Source organism: Ancylobacter tetraedralis, assembly GCF_014195655.1.
GTDB lineage: Bacteria > Pseudomonadota > Alphaproteobacteria > Rhizobiales > Xanthobacteraceae > Ancylobacter > Ancylobacter tetraedralis.
In genome coordinates, this window is record NZ_JACICD010000001.1 from 116,189 (window position 1) to 132,366 (window position 16,178).

The window sequence follows — 16,178 nt, forward strand, 5'->3', positions numbered from 1 at the left end:
CCATCGTTCGTGGGGTATGCGTTTTGGGGGATCCGCGTCTCCCGGCGCGGCGGGGCCACGCCGGGCTCGTCGCTCGCCGTCAGGCTTTCTTGAGCGTGCGGTAGTCCAGCTGGCGGTGGAACCAGTATTGGTAGCCGGTGATCTGCTTCTGCATCGCGACGCTGAGATAAGGCTGGTACAGCGGCACGCGCGGTACGTCCGTGAAAGCCAGATCGACGAACCCGTTGACGTCTTCCTTATAGACCGCCCAATCATTTGTCGCCGCAGCCAAGCGGGCGCCATCGATCAGCTTGTCCATCTCCGGGTTCTTGTAACCCATGGTGTTGAAGAGCGCGTTCTGGCCGTGATAGCACCAGAAGAAGAAATATTCGGGATAGTCGAGCCAGCCCGAGAAGAAGTTGGAGATCAGCGGCAGCTCCTTCTTGATCAGCTCGCCGCGCCAGTTCGCTCCCGGAATCTTGTTCAGGCTTGCCTTGATGCCGATCTGCGCCAGGCTTTCCTGCAGCAGCGTGCAGAGCGGCTCGTTGACGGCGGCCGAGCCGAGATCGAAGGACAGCGTGGTTTCGAAGCCGTCGGGATAGCCGGCCTTGGCCATCAGTTCCCTTGCTTTGGCGATATCGGAGACGTAGCCATGCGGCTGCGGCCAGACCGGATCGCTCACCTTGTTCGAACCGCCGCCGAACAGCGGCTTGCCGAGTCCGAACATCACCGCATCCATGATCTTCTGGTACGGAATGGCGTAGGCGACGGCCTGGCGTACTTCGAGCTTGTTGAACGGCGGCTTGTTGACGTTCATGCCGATGTATTGGATGCCGTTGCTGATCGGGTTCGATACCACCTTCACCTTGCCGGCCTTGTCGAGTTCGACGAAATCCTTGGCCGGCAAGTCGAACGAGATGTCGGCGTCGCCGCGCTCGATCAGCGCCCGGCGATTGCCGGCCGACGGCACCATGCGCCAGACCACGCGCTTGAGCGCGGGCATCGGCCCGCAGGTCCACGCATCGTTGCGCTCGAACACGACTTCAGTGCCGGACTGCCACTTGGTCACCTTGTAGGCGCCGCCGCCGGCGGTGTTCTGCTTGGTATATTCGAGGCCCCACGGATCGGCCTCGGTGGCCTTGGATTTCACCAGCTTGGAATTGAAGATCGAGGGCACGATCACCGCGAGGTCCGGCATGGTCAGCCGGTCGGGGCGGATAAAGTCGACGCGGAACGTGCGGTCGTCGAGGGCGACGAACTGCTCCGGCTTTTCCAGCGAGCCGGCCTTCATCTGGAAGGTCGGGAAGCCGCCGACCGTGACGGCGCGGTCGAACGACCATTTGACGTCCTGTGCCGTGACGGCGGTGCCGTCATGGAACTTGGCGTCCTTGCGCAGCTTGAAGGTGACGGAGCCCTCACTGAGGCTCCACTCCTCGGCCAGTTCCGGCACCAACTTGTCGCGGTCATAGCTGGCCGAGCCGTCGGGCAGCGTCTTGCTGCCATAGCTCATCAGCCGGTCATAGCAGTTCCAGGCCACCTCATAGCCGGGGCGGTTGGTGCCGACGCCGTGGATATCGAGATTGTTCGGTCCGCTTTCGCTGACCAGGAGCAGGGTTTCCTGCCGCGCCGACTGGGCGCTGGCCGAGGACCAGACCGCCGGCGCGGCAACCCCGGTGGCGGCGGCCGAAGACAGGACGGTGGCGGATTTCAGAAATTCACGGCGGTTCATTCGGCCGGCTCCCTCAGAGGGTTTGAGGCATCTCGTGTATTCTCTGGGGAAATCTTGCATGCAATTTTAATTAATTGCGTGCTTAAATTGTTTTCAGCGGTGCGCAAATTCTAGTCTGTATGCATTTATCGATCCGTGCGAAGGATAGGCAGGATTCGTCCAAGTGAAGCAGCGCCATAGGTAAGGTTGCCATGTCCGACGATGGGCAAACGCGAGCCGAAAAGCTGGCGAGCGAAATCGCCGACGCCATTCTGGACGGCACATTCGAGCCTGGCAGCCGTCTCGACGAGCACATGCTCGCCGCGCGCTATGGCACGTCGCGCACGCCCGTGCGCGAAGCCCTCAGGCAATTGGCGGCGACCGGCCTGATCGATCTTCGCCCCCGGCGTGGGGCCATCGTGGCGCTCGTCACCTCCGACCAGCTCGAGGTCCTTTTCGTCGCCATGGGCGAGCTTGAGGCGACCTGCGCCCGGCTGTCCGCGCTCAGCATGACGCCGATCGAGCGCCGCCGGCTGGAGGTGCTTCAGGACTCGATGGGCGAGCTGGTCGCGCAAAACGACGTGGCGGCCTATACGGCGGCAAACACCTCCTTCCACACGCTGTTCTATACCGGCTGCCACAACCCGGTGATTTCCGAGATGGCCATCGGCTTGCGCCGGCGGTTGGCACCCTTCCGTCAGGCCCAGTTCCGGGCGGTGGGGCGGCTGGCGCGCTCGCATGCCGAGCACGCCGTCGTCGTCGGTGCCGTGCTCGCCGGCAATGCGTCAGCGGCCCACGCGGCCATGCTGCGTCACGTCAGCCTGGTCGAGGACGCGTTCGAGGAACTTCGGAATGTGCCGGCGTGAATCATGGGGTGTGAAGGCCGGGTCTCGCCGACGGCGCCCATGAAAGCGGACACGGCGAATGGCTGCTTCGGGTCCGGTCGCGATTATCGCGAGCGCTCCTGGGTTCGCTCAAGCAGGGTTCGGGCCGAGCCGATCTCGGCCAGCCGGATGGCGCGGCGGCCCTCTCGCACCACGTCTCTCCACCCGACGTAACCGGTGCGGCATCCGGAAATCCACGCCGCGTCGCCGGACGGGCAGGGGCGGGCGATGGTTCGGTCAATAGCGGGTGCCGGCGGAACCGGGCGGCTCGCAAATCAGCTGCCAGGCCCGCTTGGCGCATTCGACGATGTGGTCGCAGGAGGATGTTACGGCAGCCTCATTCACCCGGGAATGGATGGAATTGCGGCGCACGGCTTCAGCCTGCAACATGATGGCGGTGAGCGCGTCGGCAATCTGGCGATGCAGTTCGATATCGTCCTGCAGGGGAGGCGCCTGCCCGGCGACAGCCTGCATATCGACAGCCTGCCCGCAGGCGGTCTCCGCGCCGGCCCGCGCGGCTGTCTCGTCCAGGATCGACAGGCTGGGACGTTCGGACTGGGCCATGAATCGCCACTGAGAAGGGTTCATGTCAGTGAACTCCTCGTACACTGATCTGACTTAGAGGAATGTAGAGGGACCTGCCGACGGCGCGTGTAAAAATTTGCAAATTGCCGCTGCGCGCAGATGGAACGCGGTCGCCCTGTACCCGGGCCGCGCTGTTCAGGCGAAAAGCCCGCGCGCCGTTCCGCTCAACAACTCCGTCGCTTCCCTCACCACAGCCTGATCGCCGCCGCTCCCGCAGCGATGGATCAATGGCGAAAGCAGGGCTTCGGCTTCGGCGGCGCGCCCTTGGGTCTGCCAGAGGCGGGCCAGGCTGATCGCCGCCTTGATTTCCCAGAACAATGCCTGCTGCTCGCGGGCCATCTCCAGAGCCTGCGTCACGTGCCGTTCGGCTTCGTCCGCAGCGTCAGGGCCATTTGCGAGGAGGGCGAACTCGCCGGAGAGCCGCCGGAGTTCGGGAACGAACCAGCGTTCCTCGTTCTCCTCGGAGCGCGTCAGGGCTTCCGCAAGACAGGTATTGGCGCGCTCCAACTCATTCGCCTTCGCGAGCGCCTGGGCATATTCCGCCAGGAAGACGCTGTAGTAGACACCGTAAGCAATGCTTCGCAGCCGCCCCAGGGCGTCGCCCAGATGCTTGATACCCGAGGGCAGGTTTCCCTCGCGGACGGCCATGACACCCGCGAAGCACTGCCCCCAGACCTGCCAGAATTCGATGCCATCGCGCGCAGATTCGTCGACCAGCCGCGTGATGAAGCGCCGTGCGCGCGGCATGTCGTCGGCAAACAGCGCCACCGGGCATGCCGCCTGCACCAAGACCTGGCAGAGCGACAGCCGATCATCGGCCGCCTCCGCCACGGCAACGATGTCGTCGACCTCGGCCATGGCCGCGTCAAACGAGCCCTGCAGCCAGAGAATGCGTGCCAGGAAGCAGCGCGCCAGCACCTTCTGCTCGAACACGAAGCGGATGATCTGATCGCCCGTGACCGGCACGACATATCCGTTGACCATGCGCTCGATGTGCTGGCGTGCCTCCGCTTGTCGGCCGAGCAGATGCAGGATGTAGCCGATCATGCGATGGCCGATATGGCTGTCGTTCAGGTCGCTGCGCCGCGCCGCGACGTCGGCAAAGTGATGCGCGAGATCGAGCGCCTCGTGGAATTGACTGCGATTGAGCCGATAGGACCAGAGCCCCCACAGCGCCCGCAACTGATAGTCGGTATCGTCGAGGCTCTCCGCGAGATCGAGCGTGCGCTGCCACGCCACGCGCGTCTCCTCGACCTGCCCCCGGATCTGCATGAGCGACCAGGCGAGGGCGGCCTGCAGGCGCATCTGGACCCAGTCACAATGTGAACTGTCGATGCGCGCCAGTGCCATCCGCACCTGTCCATGGGCCTCGGCGATGAGCTGCAGCTGGAACCAGAGCGGAACGGTGCCCAATGTCAGCGCGACGCCGATCTCGGGATCCCCCCCCGGCGAAAACGCCCATTCCAACGCCGCGCGGGCATTGTCGATGAGATGGCGATGGTCGCGCGTCCATTCGGGGGCCGGCTGGACTGCCCATGCCAGAGCTGCCCGATCGAGCGTATCGCGGAATATCTCGGCATGCCGGCGACGCAGCAGTTCGAGTTTGCCGCTTTCCGCCAGCTTCAGCGCGGCATAGGCGCGGGTCATGTCGAGCAGCCGATAGCGCGCCTGCGAGCCATGCACGTCGGCCGCGATCAGCGACTTCTCGACCAGGTTGGCGAGGGCATTGACGACTTTTTCGTCGGTCGCCTCGTCATCGGCGACGATGGCCATGGCATCGTCCACCGTGAAATTGCCGGCCAGTACGGCCAGTTGCCGCAGCACAAGCTGCTCGAAGGGCGGCAACAGCGTGTAGCTCCAGTCGAGCAATGTGCTCAGCGTCTGGTGCCGTCGCAGCGCGGTGCGACGGCCCTGCAGCTGAAGGCGGAAGCGGTCATCGAGGCGGCTGGCGAGGCCCGCGACGCCCAGGCTCTCGACGCGGCCCGCGGCGATTTCGATGGCAAGCGCGATACCGTCCAGCCGGCGGCAGAGATCGGCGACGACCGACGCCTCGGAATCGATCAGCCTGAACCCGTTGAGGGTTGCGGCGGCACGCTCCACGAAGAGCTGGACCGCCGGATACTGCAGCGCCTCGGCGCTTGTCAGGTGTTCACTGGGCGGCGGCGCGTCGAGCGAGGACAGGCGATGGATACGCTCGCCGCGAACGCGCAACGGTTCTCGCGTCGTGGCGAGGATGTGCAGGCCCTCGCCGCCCTTGGCGAACAATTCCTCGGCGAGGGTCGAGACCGCGTCGATGACGTGCTCGCAGCTGTCCAGCAGCAGCAGGCGCCGCCGCGACCGGGTCGCGGCGATGAGGCTCTGCATGGGTGCTTCCGTGAGCAGCCCCACGCCCAGCGCGGCGGCGACCGCGGCGGGCACGAGCTGCGGGTCGCTCAAGGCCGACAGATCGACAAAGCAGATGCCATCGCTGAAGCCGGGCGCGGTCTCATGCGCGACGGCAATCGCCACGGTGGACTTTCCGATGCCGCCCGGACCGACCAGCGAAACGAAACGCTGTTCCCTGAGCAGCGAGGCGATGTACGGGACGGTGGCGGCACGGCCGACAATGCGGGACAGCGCCGGCGGGAGGTTCGAGGGGACGGGGCTCGGCCCTGGCGGCGTCTCCCGCGTCGGCGGCGCGTCCTCGCGCTCTACCGGAAAGACAAAGGAATAGCCGCGTCCGGAAATGTTGACGATGTAGCGGCGTCCCTCCTGGCCATCCCCAAGCGCGCGCCGCAGCGCCGCGATATGAACCCGGAGATTGGCTTCCTCGACGAAGGTCTCCGGCCAGACGCGCTGAATGAGCTGTGCCTTGGTGACGACCTCGCCGTGATGTTCGAGGAGGACGAACAGGATGGCCCGTGCCCGGCTGCCCAGATTGACGACCGTGCCGTTCTCCGCGAGCAATTGCTGGGCCGGCAGGTAGGTAAAGGGTCCGAACCGTACCTGCCCGACCGAAGGTGCATCCTGTTCAATCACGATGGTCCAATGATGCGGTCAGTTCATTTCCCAAGAATGGCGGGACACTATCACCTCAATAGGGCGCGCGCGACATAGTTGGGGTCGACCATGGTCTATGTCGATCCCAGACTCAGGCGAAGGCCGCGCAGCATGTAGCGCTGCAGCCAGACGAATGTGAGCATCACCGGCAGGCTGGCGACCAGCACGGCCGCCATGACGTCCGGCCAGTCCACCGCGTAGCGCCCCGCCGTCAACGCGTTGACCCGGATGGGCAGTGTGAAGGTGGACGGGCTGCGCAGGATTGTCAGCGCCAGAACGAACTCGTTGAACGCGGTGATGAAGGCGAAGGTCGCCGTTACCGCGATGGCGGGTAGCGACAGCGGCAGCACGATGAGGCGGAGTATCTGGAGCCGCGAAGCACCGTCGATGCGCGCCGCCTCTTCGAGTTCCACCGGGATGGCATCGATATAGCCCCGGAGCATCCAGATCGCGAACGGGATCTGGAACGCCGAATAGAGCCCGATCAGCGCCAGCCTCGTATCCGTCAGACCGGCCCATGCGACCATCTGGGAAAGCCCCAGCACGAGCATGATGGGCGCCAGTATCTGCGAGCCGAGAAGGGCTTCCGATGCTGCGCGCCGTCCCCGGAACCGCCAGCGGGACAGCACATAGGCGGCGGGCAGCGCTATGAGGGTTGATGCGAGGGCCGTCGAGAGGGCGATGACGAGGCTGTTGATGAGCGCCGTGCCGATTTCCGTCCGGTACCACATGCCGATCCAGAAGGTTCTCACGTCGCCGCCACTTCCACGGCGATGGATCGTGTCGAGCACGACGGCGAAGGGGAACAGGTTGAACGCGAGCAAGGGAAGAAGGGCGCACCAGCTCAGCAGGCTTCTCTTAACCATGAGCGGGCCGCTCCAGCAGGCGCAGCAGGAGCACCGTCAGTGCCCCCAGCGCGCCGAGCATGAGGATGGACAGCGCCGCCGCCTCATCCAGCCTGCCGAGTGTGAAGGCCAGCTTGTAGAGATAGGTCACGAGAATGTCGGTACCGTTCGCCGGCCCCCCCTGGGTGAGGATCCAGATGATCGGGAATGAGTTCATCACATAGGCGATGTTGAAGATCAGCACGACGCAGATGAACGGCCTCAGCAGGGGCAGGGTGACATGACCCAGCCGCGCGCCGGCATTCGCACCATCGAGGCGGGCCGCGTCGGAGAGGTCCGCCGGGATCGAGGAAAGGCCCGCGAGCAGGATGACCGTGCTAAACGGCACGGAGACCAGAATGGCGATCAGGATCTCGAAGCCGAAGCTCGCCGGGATCGAACCGAGCCAGATGACCGGACGCTCGATCAGGCCGCTCGCCATGGCGAGCCTGTTCAACAGCCCGGCTTCGTCGCTGAGCACCCGTCGCCAGACGACCGCCATCGAGGTGACGGAAATGGCCCATGGCGCCAGCACGAGAAACTGCGCGAGACGGCGGCCGAAGAAGCGCCGGTTCAGCACCAGCGCGGTCGGCAGGGCGATGAGGAGGGTGCCGCCCACCACCGAGCCGGTCCAGATCACGGTCCGCAGGGCGATGTCCGGCAGGAGCGGATCCGCCATCAGGCGCGCGAAATTGCGCAGCCCGACATAATCCCCGATCCGGCCGAAGCGCGACACGCTGGAAAGCGACATCCGCACGAGCAGCAGGACAGGCACGAGGGTGATGAAAAAGGCGGCCGCGACACTCGGGGCCATCAGCAGAAAAAGCATCTGGCGGGTGCGCAGATGCGGCTCGTCAACGGTGGGCAAGGACGTCGTCGATTTGCCGCGCCGCATCCGTCATCGCCTCCGCAGGTGTCTTCTGGCCGATATACATGGCCTGCAGCGAGCGGAGGGTAATTTCCGACAGTTCCGACCAGCCTTTGATGGTCGGCGCGAAGCGGGCGTAGGCCAGCCCTGCGGCGAAGGCGGCGATATCGGGATCGTCCTTGTAATAGCTGTCCGCCGCGCCTTCCACCGTGACGGGGAGAAGTCCTTCCGCGTGGTCGAATTCGGCACGGTACTTGGCGCCGTACAGGAACTGCATGAAATCCCAGGCAGCCTTCTGGTTTTTCGACGAACTGGACAGCGTGAGGACGTCGGTCACGCCCAGCGTGACCGGCTGGGTCTGGACCGGAAACGGCAGGACGGCGTAGCGCAGATCGGGCGCTTCCGCCTTCAACTGCGGGACAAGCATCGGGTAGGCGAAGACGATGCCGATGCGCCCCTCCTTGAACAGCTTGAACACATCCTCGCGGCTATGGGCCGTGGGCGAGGGTTCGGTCGCCTTCTCGTTGATCAGCGACATGTAGAAGGTCGCGGCGCGGATGGCTTCGGGAGATGCGAGACCGCTCTTCCCGTCCTTGAGGATTTCGCCGCCAAAGCCCCACAGCGCGTAATAGAAATAGGTGTCGACCTCGACTTCCTTGCCCGGCAGCCCGAAGCCATACGTGTCGGGCAGGGCCGAGACGGCCTTCGCCGCGGTGCGGAGGTCGTCCCACGTCTTCGGCGCCTGCACCCCCGCCTTTTGCAGCAGGTCGGTATTGACCACCATGGCGCGGGCCGAGGCCGCGGCCGGCAGGCCGAGCAACGTTCCGTTCACCCGGGCCGGCACAAGAAAGGCGGGAATGAACTTCGCCTTGAATTCCGGCGTCACCAGCGGATCGAGCGGTTCGAGCAGACCATCGGCCGCCAGATCCGAGACCCACATGGTGGGGACGATCGCAATATCGGGCTGGTCCCCGCTACTGATATCGGTCGTCAGCTTCTGCAGATAGCTGTCCCACGGGATGACCTCGATCTGGATATGCGTGTCGGGATGAAGCGCCTCGTAATCGCGCGCGACGCGTTCAAGGAAGGGGCGCGTGAACCCCGAATATTCCCCCGCCGTGAACCGCAGGTCGGCGGCCACGGCACCGTACAGCCCGGATGAAAAGGGCACACACGCCAGAGCGAGCAAGAGAGCAACCAGACGCGCCATTGTCTTCTCCCCCCCGGGACAGACGAGCCGGAGCGCGAAGTTAGCAATTTGGCCTCGCGAGGGAAAGATACGGATCACGCATGCCCCCTGCAATGTTGGGGCGAGGATGCCTTCGCGGATCCCGTGTGGTTCCGGTATACCGGCGACGTGCCTGAGGATCGATGCAGGATGGACAGGCCGGTGATGCTCGATATCCAGTCGCGTCAAGCATCACCCGGGAACTACGCCTTCCGTCAAGATGGCCCGGGCGCCGATCCGGGCCATTATAATTGCATGGCCGCCCTCTCACCGCCCGCATCCACTGGAGCAGCCGACGACGGACCTTCGCGCCGCCGGAATTGGGCATGCGGACCGGGCTGCTGGCCTTGCTTGTGATGTCGCATGGCAGCGCAGCGGTGCCAGCGGCCGGGCGCGGCGCGCTCTCCGTCGCCTTGGACGATATGCGGCGCACATATGCGCGCCTGCGGCCTTGGCTCGGATGGTGCGGGTGTCGTAGCCTTCGACGGCGAGCCGGATGCCTCCCTCGCCGAGGCTCGGGTTCGGCCCTCGCGGCCCCCATCACGCTTGCCACCTGACGGAATCAGAATGCGCTGGAGTCCCTAGTATCGTTCGGGTCGTCATATTGTAGCCGAACCGATGATCATACGCAGAATATGAATTTACGTGCTACGGAGCCTCTTGTTTTATGAAGTACAGAATTGAAGTGGATGGCCTCAGGGCCATTGCCGTTTTGCCAGTTATATTCGGGCATGCTGGATTTAGCTTATTTCACGGTGGATTTGTTGGCGTAGATATATTCTTCGTTATCAGTGGTTATTTGATAACGACGATCATCATGGGTGATCTGGACGCTGGACGATTCTCCGTTCTGCGATTTTACGATCGTCGCCTGAGGCGCATTCTGCCGGCGCTTTTTCTTGTGATCGCGGCGACACTGCCTTTCGCCTACCTCTGGATGATGCCGGATGAATTCAAGAATTTTGGCCAATCCATAGTCGCTACCTTGTTGTTCTCAAACAATATGCTTTTGGCGATGACGGCCGATTACTGGTCGCTCGAAAGCATGTTCAAGCCATTGATCCATACATGGAGCCTGGGTGTCGAAGAGCAATATTATATGATTGTTCCCGTCGCGCTGTTTCTGATGTGGAAATACGCGCGGACCTATGTGCTTCCGGCAATGGTCGTTCTGTTCATTTCCAGCCTGATGGTGGCTGTCTGGGGCGTCGCACATTTTCCCGCCATCGCTTTCTACATTCTGCCGACCCGTGGCTGGGAATTGCTGGCCGGCGCCATTCTGGCGTACTGGCTGGCCTATCGCGCGGCCCCCTCTCCCAAGGGTGTGCGGCAGGAGGTGGCCAGCCTCGCCGGCCTTGCGATGATTGCCGGGTCGGTCGTCGGCTTTGACGATTCGTTTCTCTCGCCCGGCCTGTGGCTGCTCATTCCGGTCGGCGGCGCTGTTCTGGTCATCGCCTTTGCCGTCGAGGGCACGCTGGCCTATCGCCTGCTGTCCAGCCGGGTCCTGGTGGGCATCGGGTTGATCAGCTACAGCCTTTATCTCTGGCATCAGCCGCTTTTCGCGCTGGCTCGCATTCATGCCGTCGATCAGGTCGGTCCGCAGACCTATGCCGTGCTGATCGTCGCCAATTTCATCCTGTCCTATCTCACCTGGCGATTTGTCGAGGCTCCGTTCCGCAATCGCCAGATCATCGGCCGCCGGAGCTTCATTGTCTTGTCGGTCGTCAGTTCGATCTGCTTGCTGGGAGCGGGGATTTATCTCAACAAGACCTATGGCATGTATTGGAGGGTGTTTGACAGAAACGAGAATATCGCCGACATCGACAAGCGCATCTATAACAGCCGTGTATTCGAGTATAAAAAAAGTCATTTCGACAGCGATGGGCGACGGCGGATTTTCGTTGTCGGCGACAGTTTCGGTCGCGATTTCATCAACATGACCACCGAGACATTTGATGTGAGCAACATCGAAATCGCTTACTCCGACACGGCCCAGGCCTGCATCGAGAGCCGTTCGGATCCCGTGGATAAATCACTGTTCGATGCGGCTGACATCATCGTCTTTGCCAGCGGTTACGACACCCCCGACAGCATCCGGCAGCACTGCGTTCAAAGGGACATCACCTGGGCGGATGAGCGTGGAAAGGAAATATTCTTCGTAGGTACGAAGCATTTTGGGTATAATCTGAACTGGATAATTCAACTTTCGTCAAACGATCGGGCAAATCAATACAACAAAATTCCGGAATTTTCGCTTCGGAACCAGAAGCTTGACGAAGAGATTGTGCCTTCTGCTAATTTTATATCTCTATTAGGCGCGGTTTCCAGAGATGGCATGGTGCCCATTACCGACGATAACGGCAAGATGCTGAGCACCGATCGTCGGCATGTGACGAAATATGGCGCCATATATTTCGGCGATCACGCTTTGAAGCCCAGCGCCTATGGTGCGCTTCTCGTGGGGGGCGTCGGCGCGCAATAGGTCCGGGCTGCCTCGGGCTTGCGGTGAGGAGATCGCGGCATCGGCCAGTCCAGGCGTCGCGATCCCTGACGCGATCCCTGCCGCGATCCCTTGGGGAGCACCCCCGCGGCTAGGGATTCGGCGTCGGATGAGGGGATGGGGCCGAAAGCTCCACCGCGTCGTGCCCCTCCCGGGCGTCGGCGAGAAAGGCGCTGACAAGGGCGTTGAAGCGGGCCGGGTTCTCGATGAACATGAAATGCGATCCTCCCTCCTCGATCTCGAAGATGACGGTGCGCGCATCCCGGATGGATCGGCCGGTCGCCACCATGGCCTGCCAGGGGACGATGCTGCGGCGGGCGCCCACGCACAGGCAGGGGCGCGCGATACGGGCGATGACGTCGCGCCAGTCCTTGAAGGCGTGATCCTGCAGCAGGCGGGCGGCGAAGGGGCGGGGGAACAGGGCATTCTGTTCCAGTATCCAGGCCATCTCACTCGACGGATAGGCCTCGCTGAACATGGAAGTCACGAAGGAGGCGGTGAGGGGCCCGTCATCCTGCGCCAACCGCTCGACCAGATCCGTGGCCTCCGAGGCTGACAGGATCGAGCCGGCCTCCAGCCGCTCGGCCTCCGTCCAGCCCGGAGAGGCGACGATTGCGGCGGCCTGATCCACGAAGACCAGGCGATCGATATTCGCCTCGCCGTAGAGCTCCAGATAGCACCAGATCACCGAGGCGCCCATGGAGTGCCCGACCAGTGTCACGTCCGAAAGCTCCAGCGCCCGGATCATCTCGGCAAGATCGGCCGCCAGCCTGGCGATGCGGTAGCCATGCCGAGGCTTGTCGCTGAGCCCGTGGCCGCGCATGTCCACCGCGAGCACATGATGCGTGGCGGCGAGATGAGCGATCTGGAACGTCCACTCGAGCGCGGTCTGCGACCAGCCGGGGATGAGGATCACCGGCCGGCCTTCGCCCGCCGCGAGATAGTGCAGCGTGACGCCGTCGCTGGTGCGGAAAAAGTGCGAGCGCCCCGACATTCCCGCAGCATTGGTCATTTTCTGCATGAAAACCGTTTTCCTGTCGGCTGTCACGTCGCCTCGTGCCGGGCCGCGGCAACCCGCCTCTGGCCTATTGATGGAGAGCGCGTGACCCGATCGGATGGCGCTGCAATCAGATCGGCGCGTGCTTTCGATTCACCAAGCCGGCGCGTTTTCGAATCGCGAAAGCCGATCCACTTTCGCGGAAAGCCACGTCTAGTGGCGGACCTGCCTCGATCCGAATGGATCGGCGGATTGCAGGTCGGCGAGGTTGACGGCTTCCGGCGTCGACCGGCGCGGGTCCGGGGCCGTCAGGTCGGCCGGCGGGAGACGCTGCGTGATATCGGCGGCGCGCACATGCGAGGGAACGGTGAAGGAGACCGTGGCGCCGTGGCCGATATTGTTCTCGGCCCTTATGGATCCGCCATGCGCCTCGACGATGGAGCGGCATATGGCCAGCCCCATGCCCAGGCCGCTGGCCTTGGTGGTGTGGAACGGCTGGAATATGCCGTTGGGATTGTCCAGCGCGATGCCGCTGCCATTGTCGCGAACGTCCACCGCCATCATCTGTGCTTGATCGGTTCGGCAGGAAACGACGACTTCCCGGGCGCGGCCCTCGACCTTGTCCATCGCCTGAACGGCATTGAGCATCAGGTTGACCGTGACCTGCTGGATCTGCACGCGGTTGGCGAAGGCCATGGGCAGGCCCGGCTCGATCAGCTCGCGTATATAGGCGCCATGCGCATTGGCCTCGCGCTGGATCAGCCGGACCGATTCCGCGATCAATCCGGCCAGATCGAAGGATTCCGGCACCGGCGCCTCGTTGCGCGCCATGGACCTGACGCGCGCCAGCGTCTCGGCCGCGCGGGTGGTGTTGGAAATGACGCCGTCCAGGCAGAGGGCGACTTCACCCATGTCGGGCCGGGGGCCGCTGAGCCACCGCTTCGCCGAATCCGCATAGGTCTTGATGGCCGCCAGCGGCTGGCTGACCTCATGGGCGATGGAGGCGGAAAGCTGGCCGAGCGTCGAAATGCGCGCGGCATGGGCGAGATCGGTGGACGCCTTTTCGAGTTCCGCGCGCGCCTTGTTGCGATCGGTGACGTCGACAGCGGTGATGAGCACGCGCGCCCACGGCGTCTCGCCCGGCAGCAGCGTGGCGCGCCAGAGCACGTCGATAATGTTGCCCGCCGTGGTGCGGAACTGCGTTTCCACCTCGCGCATCTGGCTGCCTTCGAGGAAGGAGGCGAAAATCTCGGCCAGCGCGGGCTCGGTCGACGGCATGTAGAAGGAAACGAAGGTCTTACCCTCCATGGAGGTGGGGTTACCGGTGCCGAAAAGTTCCACCGTCGCCTTGTTGGCGATACGAGTGGAGCCCAGGTTGCGGACGATCGACAACTGGTCCCGGGTGGCCCGAAGCGAGTGCGGCGTCACGCCATGCGCTTGGAAGTGCGCCAGCACGCGGGACCAGTCCGACTCCCAGATCGATACCGGCGACGCATTGAAGATCGCTTCATAGCGCTCCTCCGAAATGCGCCGCTTCTCGTCCGCATTCCGCTCCGCGGTCAGGTCGGAACTGGTCTCGATGGTGGCGATCCGGCGCCCGAGGCGGTTTCGGCGAACCAGCCGGCGGCTGGCCAGCACGATGCGGCTGCCATCCTGCCGATGCCGTGTGATCTCGCCGGCCCACATGCCGGCCTCGGCGCGCGCGTCGGAGGCTCCCGTGGATGAATATTCGGTGCGCAGCAGCTGGTCGCAAGCGGCGCCCAGCGCCTGTTGGCGCGGCCAGCCGTAGAGCTTTTCGGCTCCTTCGCTCCAATAGGCGATGCGATCCTCGGCGTCGCACACGATGACCGTGTCGTGGGCCAGTTCCAGGATGCGGGCCTGTTCCAGCATCGGCTCCTGCTGGCGGCCCAGATGGAAGGCGAAGCCGGTCGCCCCGGCGATGACCAGCAGGCCCAGGACGAGCTGCGCGACCGCGTCGGGGCTGGTGTCAGTCGCCGGCGACAGGAGAAAGGCGAGGATCGCCAGCGCCCCGCAGGCGACACCGGCGGGGACCACGAGGGCGTGGCGACCGGAAAGCGCGACCAGGAACACCACGCACAGATAGAGCGCCGCGATCGGCCCGGGCAGGGGGAGCCAGACATCGGCAAGGAACAGCACGGCCGCACCCGCCACCGCGCCGGCAAGAAAGCCGATCCCGCGCCGCGCGCCCGGCACGGCCATCGAGGCCGGCCGCGCGGTCTCGTCGTCCTTCGCAGGCACGATCATTCCGGCACGCTGCGCGGCACGGCCCGACAGGCAACACCCACGGCCAGTTCCGAGCCAACTGTCGCGCCGGGGGGCTGCGAATTGAACAAGTCCACAAGCGCGGCGACGATTGGACAATCGAAGTCGTGTGCTTTGCCAGCAACCCGAATCTGATTCATTTCAAAATTCCAGGAACGTGGTCTTCCGAATAAACCCTGGAGGTTCCCTAGTGTCTGTTATTATGAATTTATCAGTTTAAATTTCGAGCTTAAAGGCATAATGGAAAAGATACATTAATTCGCGCTCCCTGCGAAACGAGGCCATCCTTCCGGATGGTACGGACAAAAATTCCGCATGAACAAGTTCGACGGTATCTCGGTCTTCGTTCAGGTGAACGATTCGGGCAGCTATTCGGCGGCGGGTCGCGTGCTGGGCGTCTCGGCCTCGGCCATAGGCAAGGCCATCGTCAGGCTTGAAGAGCGGCTTGGCGTGCGGCTGTTTCATCGCAATAACCGCAGCATCGGGCTGACGCCGGAAGGCGCGGTCTTTCTGGCTCACTGCCAGAACATCCTGGCCGAGCTCGCGGTGGCGGAAGCGGACCTTTCAACGGCCCAGGAACAGCCCAGCGGAAAGTTGCGCGTCAGCGCCCCCGTGGCGAGCGAGGGATGGACGTGCGTCTTTCTGCAGTTCATGGCGAAATTCCCCCAGGTCGAGCTTGAAGTCAGTTACACCAACCGCTTGGTCGATCTTGTGGAGGAGGGGTTCGACGTTGTCTTGCGGATTGGCCCGCTGCAGGATTCGCGCCTGCTGACCCGCCGGCTCGGCACGTTCAGCCTGCGGCTGGTGGCGTCCCCCGATTATCTGGAGCGGCGCGGCACGCCGCAGACGATCGGCGATCTCCTGGGCCACGACTGCCTTCGCAATCGCAATGTCTCGAGCAACCGCATCGACAACTGGCCGCTCGGGCCCGACCAGGCGCAGGTGAATGCCGGGCTCGCCAACCGGCTGGTGGCCGATCATTACGCGGTGCTGCTCTCGGCGACGCTGAACGGCTTCGGCATCGGCTGCCTGCCCAGCTTCTGGGCGGACGAGCATATTGCCAGCGGCGCCCTGCGCCATCTGCTGGCCGAGCAGACCGCCAATCAGCGGGCCGTCTCCGCGGTCTGGCCGGGCGCGCGCGGCTTTCCGGTCCGGCTGGCGGCCTTTGTCGACTTCATGGCCCGCAACCTGCCGTCGATTCTTCGCTGAGGCCACCCCCCGGC

At 63.9% G+C, this 16,178-nt stretch carries 11 protein-coding genes; 3 read left to right on the plus strand and 8 right to left on the minus strand.

What is annotated here, in order from left to right; all coding sequences use genetic code 11:
• Window positions 1-79: 79 nt before the first annotated feature.
• On the minus strand, window positions 80-1,708 hold the full coding sequence (locus FHS55_RS00570) for an ABC transporter substrate-binding protein (protein ID WP_183187742.1): 1,629 nt from the start codon (window positions 1,706-1,708) through the stop codon (window positions 80-82).
• A gap of 191 nt (window positions 1,709-1,899) precedes the next feature.
• Here FHS55_RS00570 and FHS55_RS00575 point away from each other — a divergent pair, with 191 nt between their 5' ends.
• Window positions 1,900-2,553: a GntR family transcriptional regulator gene (locus FHS55_RS00575; protein WP_183187743.1), complete on the plus strand. Its 654-nt coding sequence runs from the start codon at window positions 1,900-1,902 to the stop codon at window positions 2,551-2,553.
• Window positions 2,554-2,808: 255 nt separating this feature from the next.
• Here FHS55_RS00575 and FHS55_RS00580 read toward each other — a convergent pair whose 3' ends face one another.
• The 5 genes from FHS55_RS00580 to FHS55_RS00600 all read right to left on the minus strand — a co-directional run bounded on the left by FHS55_RS00580 (window position 2,809) and on the right by FHS55_RS00600 (window position 9,235).
• Window positions 2,809-3,180 carry a hypothetical protein gene (locus FHS55_RS00580; RefSeq protein ID WP_183187744.1) on the minus strand — a complete coding sequence of 124 codons (372 nt, stop codon included), beginning with the start codon at window positions 3,178-3,180 and terminating at the stop codon, window positions 2,809-2,811.
• A 111-nt stretch (window positions 3,181-3,291) separates the two neighbouring features.
• On the minus strand, window positions 3,292-6,174 hold the full coding sequence (locus FHS55_RS00585) for a winged helix-turn-helix domain-containing protein (RefSeq protein WP_183187745.1): 2,883 nt from the start codon (window positions 6,172-6,174) through the stop codon (window positions 3,292-3,294).
• A 95-nt stretch (window positions 6,175-6,269) separates the two neighbouring features.
• On the minus strand, window positions 6,270-7,061 hold the full coding sequence (locus tag FHS55_RS00590) for a carbohydrate ABC transporter permease (RefSeq protein ID WP_183187746.1): 792 nt from the start codon (window positions 7,059-7,061) through the stop codon (window positions 6,270-6,272).
• Window positions 7,054-7,947 carry a carbohydrate ABC transporter permease gene (locus FHS55_RS00595; RefSeq protein WP_246339739.1) on the minus strand — a complete coding sequence of 298 codons (894 nt, stop codon included), beginning with the start codon at window positions 7,945-7,947 and terminating at the stop codon, window positions 7,054-7,056. The genes FHS55_RS00590 and FHS55_RS00595 overlap by 8 nt, the downstream gene beginning before the upstream one ends.
• The gene (locus FHS55_RS00600) at window positions 7,934-9,235 is read right to left on the minus strand and encodes an extracellular solute-binding protein (RefSeq protein WP_183187748.1); all 1,302 of its coding nucleotides are present in this window, start codon (window positions 9,233-9,235) and stop codon (window positions 7,934-7,936) included. Before FHS55_RS00600 ends, FHS55_RS00595 begins: the two co-directional genes overlap by 14 nt.
• 607 nt (window positions 9,236-9,842) lie before the next feature.
• Between FHS55_RS00600 and FHS55_RS00605 the strand changes: the two genes are divergently transcribed.
• The gene (locus FHS55_RS00605; protein WP_183187749.1) at window positions 9,843-11,657 is read left to right on the plus strand and encodes an acyltransferase family protein; all 1,815 of its coding nucleotides are present in this window, start codon (window positions 9,843-9,845) and stop codon (window positions 11,655-11,657) included.
• A gap of 109 nt (window positions 11,658-11,766) precedes the next feature.
• Here FHS55_RS00605 and FHS55_RS00610 read toward each other — a convergent pair whose 3' ends face one another.
• The gene (locus tag FHS55_RS00610; RefSeq protein ID WP_183187750.1) at window positions 11,767-12,696 is read right to left on the minus strand and encodes an alpha/beta fold hydrolase; all 930 of its coding nucleotides are present in this window, start codon (window positions 12,694-12,696) and stop codon (window positions 11,767-11,769) included.
• Between the two features lie 189 nt (window positions 12,697-12,885).
• The gene (locus tag FHS55_RS00615; RefSeq protein WP_343055930.1) at window positions 12,886-14,931 is read right to left on the minus strand and encodes a PAS domain-containing sensor histidine kinase; all 2,046 of its coding nucleotides are present in this window, start codon (window positions 14,929-14,931) and stop codon (window positions 12,886-12,888) included.
• Window positions 14,932-15,270: 339 nt separating this feature from the next.
• Between FHS55_RS00615 and FHS55_RS00620 the strand changes: the two genes are divergently transcribed.
• Window positions 15,271-16,164 (plus strand): LysR family transcriptional regulator, encoded by an 894-nt coding sequence (locus tag FHS55_RS00620; RefSeq protein WP_183187751.1) that lies wholly within the window; start codon window positions 15,271-15,273, stop codon window positions 16,162-16,164.
• Window positions 16,165-16,178 lie beyond the last annotated feature (14 nt).